General features: G+C 72.3%; 5 protein-coding genes. All 5 read left to right on the forward strand.

From position 1 onward, the window contains the following. Positions 1–560: molybdate ABC transporter permease subunit (gene modB, locus AB0J52_RS27090; RefSeq protein WP_500185144.1), on the forward strand; the 560-nt coding region annotated here is incomplete at its 5' end. Beyond that, entirely contained in the window at positions 557–1,642 is a 1,086-nt protein-coding gene (locus tag AB0J52_RS27095) for an ABC transporter ATP-binding protein (protein ID WP_500185145.1), read from the forward strand. The genes modB and AB0J52_RS27095, both read left to right, overlap by 4 nt. A 174-nt stretch (positions 1,643–1,816) precedes the next feature. Continuing rightward, positions 1,817–3,637 carry a phosphoenolpyruvate carboxykinase (GTP) gene (locus AB0J52_RS27100; protein WP_500185146.1) on the forward strand — a complete coding sequence of 607 codons (1,821 nt, stop codon included), beginning with the start codon at positions 1,817–1,819 and terminating at the stop codon, positions 3,635–3,637. Positions 3,638–3,703: 66 nt separating this feature from the next. Then, a complete protein-coding gene (locus AB0J52_RS27105; protein WP_500185147.1) occupies positions 3,704–4,270 on the forward strand; it encodes a DUF421 domain-containing protein in 567 nt (188 codons plus the stop codon). 138 nt (positions 4,271–4,408) lie between these two features. After that, positions 4,409–4,948, forward strand: coding sequence for a redox-sensitive transcriptional activator SoxR (gene soxR / locus AB0J52_RS27110; protein ID WP_500185148.1), 540 nt, complete (start codon positions 4,409–4,411; stop codon positions 4,946–4,948). Positions 4,949–4,974: the final 26 nt, after the last annotated feature.

Below are 4,974 nucleotides of genomic sequence, written 5' to 3' on the forward strand. Positions count from 1 at the left end.
TCTTCCGGGACGGACGCTACGTCGCGCTCACCCGCAAGCAGTTCGCCGTCCCGCTGGTCCTGCCGCCCGTCGTCGGCGGTGTCGCGCTGCTGCTGGTCCTCGGCCGGCGCGGGCTGGTGGGGGAGTGGCTCGACCGCGCGTTCGGGGTCACGCTGCCGTTCACGCTGTCCGGTGTGGTGCTCGCCGAGACGTTCGTGGCGATGCCGTTCCTGGTGATCAGCGTGGAGGGCGCGCTGCGCGCCGCCGACGCCCGGTTCGAGGAGGCGGCCGCGACGCTCGGCGCGGGCCGCTGGACGGTCTTCCGGCGCGTCACGCTGCCGATGGCCGCGCCCGGCGTGCTGGCTGGAGCGGTGCTGTGCTGGTCCCGCGCGCTCGGCGAGTTCGGCGCGACGATCACCTTCGCGGGCAACTTCCCCGGCCGGACGCAGACGATGCCGCTGGCGGTCTACCTCGCGCTGGAGACCGATCCGCAGGCCGCGATCGTGCTGAGCCTGGTGCTGCTGGCGGTGTCGGTGGCCGTCCTGGTCGCCCTCCGCGACCGCTGGGCGGGCGCGTCGTGAGCGCGGCCGGCCTGGACGCCCGGCTCGTCGTGCGGCGGCCCGGGTTCGACCTCGACCTCGCCCTGGCCGCCGCGCCGGGCGAGGTGGTGGCGCTGCTCGGCCCGAACGGCGCGGGCAAGAGCACCGCCCTGCGCGCCCTCGCCGGGCTCGCCCCGCTCGCGGGCGGCCACGTCCGCGTGGACGGACGCGACCTGACCGCCCTGCCGCCCGACCGGCGCGGCGTCGGCATGGTCTTCCAGGACTACCTGCTGTTCCCGCACATGTCGGCGTTGGAGAACGTGGCGTTCGGCCCGCGCGCGCAGGGCGCGGGCAGGCGCGAGGCGCGCCGCCGCGCGGCCGAGTGGCTGGAGCGCGTCGGGCTGGCGGAGCAGGCGTCGGCGCGTCCGCGCGCGCTGTCGGGAGGGCAGGCGCAGCGGGTCGCGCTGGCGCGGGCGCTGGCCGTCCGCCCCGGGCTCCTGCTGCTGGACGAGCCGCTGTCCGCGCTGGACGCCCACACGCGGTTGGAGGTCCGGGCGGCCCTGCGCCGCCATCTGGCCGGGTTCGGGGGCGCGGCGGTCCTGGTCACCCACGACCCGCTGGACGCGCTGACCCTCGCCGACCGGCTGGTCGTGGTGGAGGGCGGACGGCTCGTCCAGGAGGGCGCCCCCGCCGAGGTCGCTCGGCACCCGCGCACGCCGTACGTGGCGCGGCTGGTCGGGCTGAACCTGTTCCGGGGCCGCGCGGAGGGAGGAGCGGACGGAGGAACCGTCGTCCTCGCGGACGGCGGCCTGAAGATCGACGCCGTCACCTCACCCGAGGGTGATGTATTTCTCGCTTTCGAGCCATCCGCCGTGGCGCTGTACCGCTCCCGGCCGGACGGCAGCCCCCGCAACCTCTGGAAAGCCCGTGTCAGCGCGGTGGAGAGCCGTGGCGACCGGTTCCGGATCCGGCTCGACGGGATCGGTTCAGATCCGGACATCAAGGGTGGACCGGAGGTTTCGGCTGATGTGACGGCCGCCGCGGTGGCCGATCTGCTCCTCTCCGAGGGTGTGTGGGTGTGGGTGTCCGTTAAGGCCACGGAAGTGCGGGTATACCCGGCGTGAGCGGGGGCATGAGCGGTCATGCGGTGTGCGGGGTACGGCCGATTCCCGGTGAGATCAATCACAAATGGGCTCGGCTCGCCCCGCAACTCCACTGGATTGGTCCAGACCAAATGGAAAAAGCCGCGAGATTTGCTCATGATGCAAACATCCTGCGAACAGCTGAAGGAGTTGCCCGTGTCCAACCAGGAGATCCCCGGCCTCGACCAGGCCCCGACCAGTCACCCTGAGCTCGTCGACTGGGTCCGCGGGATCGCCGAGCTGACCCAGCCCGAGCGAGTCGAGTGGTGCGACGGTTCGGACGCGGAATGGGAACGCCTGACCTCCCTCCTCGTGGAGCAGGGCACGTTCAAGCGGCTGAATCCCGAGAAACGGCCCAACAGCTTCTACGCCGCCTCCGACCCGTCCGACGTCGCGCGCGTCGAGGACCGCACGTTCATCTGCTCCGAAAAGGAGGAGGACGCCGGCCCGACGAACAACTGGATCGCGCCGGACGAGATGCGCGCGACCTTCGGCGGCCTGTTCAAGGGCGCCATGAAGGGCCGCACCATGTACGTGGTGCCGTTCTGCATGGGCCCGCTGGGCGGCAACATCTCCCAGCTCGGCGTCGAGATCACCGACTCGCCGTACGTCGCGGTCTCCATGCGGATCATGACGCGCATGGGCGAGCCCGCGCTGCGCCTCATAGAGGAGCGCGGCGGCTTCGTCAAGGCCGTCCACACCGTGGGCGCGCCGCTGGAGCCGGGCCAGCAGGACGTCCCGTGGCCCTGCAACTCGACCAAGTACATCTCGCACTTCCCCGAGACGCGCGAGATCTGGTCCTACGGCTCGGGCTACGGCGGCAACGCCCTGCTCGGCAAGAAGTGCTACGCGCTGCGCATCGCCTCCACGATGGCGCGCGACGAGGGCTGGCTCGCCGAGCACATGCTCATCCTCAAGCTCACCCCGCCGGAGGGCGAGACCCGCTACGTCGCGGCCGCGTTCCCGTCCGCCTGCGGCAAGACCAACCTCGCCATGCTGGAGCCGACCATCCCGGGCTGGAAGGTCGAGACCATCGGCGACGACATCGCCTGGATGCGGTTCGGCGAGGACGGCCGGCTCTACGCGATCAACCCCGAGGCCGGGTTCTTCGGCGTCGCGCCGGGCACCGGCGAGGGCACCAACGCCAACGCGGTGAAGACCTTCTACGGCAACTCCATCTTCACCAACGTGGCGCTCACCGACGACGGCGACGTGTGGTGGGAGGGCCTCACCGAGGAGCCGCCCGCGCACCTCACCGACTGGAAGGGCAACGACTGGACGCCGGAGTCCGGCGTGCCGGCCGCCCACCCCAACGCCCGCTTCACCACCCCGGCCGGGCAGTGCCCGATCATCGCGCCGGAGTGGGAGGACCCGAACGGCGTGCCGATCTCGGCGATCCTGTTCGGCGGCCGCCGCGCCACCGCCGTCCCGCTGGTGACCGAGTCCTTCGACTGGCAGCAGGGCGTCTTCCTGGGCGCGAACATCGCCTCGGAGAAGACCGCCGCCGCCGAGGGCACCGTCGGCGAGCTGCGCCGCGACCCGTTCGCGATGCTGCCGTTCTGCGGCTACAACATGGGCGACTACTTCGGCCACTGGCTGAAGATCGGCCGCTCCACCGACGTGGAGAAGCTGCCGCGCATCTACTACGTCAACTGGTTCCGCAAGGACGCCGACGGCAAGTTCATCTGGCCGGGCTTCGGCGAGAACAGCCGCGTCCTGAAGTGGATCGTGGACCGGCTCAACGGCAAGGCCGACGCCACCAAGTCCCCGATCGGCCACCTGCCGACCCGCGAGGCCCTCGACCTCGACGGCCTGGACCTGTCCGACGAGGACCTCACCACGCTGCTCACGGTGGACCCCGAGGTCTGGAAGCAGGAGGCCGCCCTGGTCCCCGAGCACTTCCAGACCTTCGGCGACCACCTGCCGAAGGAGCTGTGGGACGAGTACGACGCCCTGGTGCACCGCCTCGGCGAGTGATCCCTTGACGAACGGGGCCGCGTCCTGCCGGGCGCGGCCCCGTCCGCGTCACTAGGGTCGGGCGGTATGTGGCACGACCTGATGCACGTCCAGATCCCCGTCGCCGACAAGGTGATCCGCACCTTCGCGGTCTACCTGCTCATCGTGGTGCTGCTGCGGCTCGCCGGGAAGCGGGAGCTGGCCCAGCTGAACGGCTTCGACTTCGTGGTGATGCTGCTGCTGTCGAACGTCGTCCAGAACGCGATCATCGGCCCCGACAACTCGCTGCTGGGCGGCGCGCTCGGCGCGGTCCTGCTGGTCGCCGCGAACGCGGTGTTCGTGCGGCTCGTCCTGCTGGTGCCGTGGCTGCACCGGCTGGTCCACGGACGGCCGAGCGTCCTGGTCTGGAACGGGCAGTGGCGCGAGCGCACCCTGTTCCGGCTCGGCCTCGGCAAGCCGGACGTCGTGCAGGGCATCCTGGAGCAGGGCGGGGACGGCGTCCACGACACCCGGGTGGTGACGCTGGAACCGCAGGGGTCGCTGGTCGTCCGGCTGCGGGAGAGCGAGCAGTCGTCCGACAAGTCGGACATGGCCGACCTGCGGGCCCGGCTGGAGCGGATCGAGGCCCACCTGGCGGCCCTCGCCGCCAAGTGACCCGACCGCCCGCCGCCGGTGCCCGGACGCCCGCCGCCGGTGCCCGGGCGTTCGGCGCCGGTGCCCGGACGCCCGCCGCCGGTGCCCGGGCTTCGGCGCCCGTGCCCGGGGCGCTCACCGCGCAGTAACCTCGCTGGTATGTCGAGGTTGGAGTTCAGGGTCCACGAGCTGACCGTCGGGCAGCTCGCCGAACGCAGCGGGGTGGCGGTCTCGGCCCTGCACTTCTACGAGTCCAAGGGGCTGATCAGCAGCCGCCGGACGGCCGGCAACCAGCGCCGCTTCACCCGCGACACGCTGCGCCGGGTCGCGTTCATCAAGGTCGCCCAGCGGGTCGGCATCCCGCTGGACCGCGTCCGCGAGGCCCTCGCCACCCTCCCCGAGGAGCGCACCCCCACCACCGAGGACTGGGCCCGCCTCTCCGAGACCTGGCGCTCGGAGCTGGACGACCGCATCGCGCAGCTGGAGAAGCTGCGCGACGACCTCACCGACTGCATCGGCTGCGGCTGCCTGTCCATCAAGACGTGCGCGCTCGCCAACCCCTACGACCGGCTCGGCGACGAGGGCCCCGGCCCCCGCCGCCTGCTGGTCGAGCGCCACCGCGACCGCGCCAGGAACGGCGGCGACCCCGGCGGCAAGGCCGCGGGCGCCGCCACCGGCCCCTGCGCCGACGCCTGCTGACCCCGAAGGACCGGCGTCCGGCGTCG

This window comes from Spirillospora sp. NPDC049652, assembly GCF_040675125.1.
In the GTDB taxonomy this organism is placed as follows: Bacteria; Actinomycetota; Actinomycetes; order Streptosporangiales; family Streptosporangiaceae; genus Spirillospora.

Excerpts from the sequence above, each read along its gene's own strand:
- AB0J52_RS27105 (WP_500185147.1), top strand. The coding sequence starts at position 3,704 with ATGTGGCACGACCTGATGCACGTCCAGATCCCCGTCGCCGACAAGGTG.
- soxR (WP_500185148.1), top strand. The coding sequence starts at position 4,409 with ATGTCGAGGTTGGAGTTCAGGGTCCACGAGCTGACCGTCGGGCAGCTC.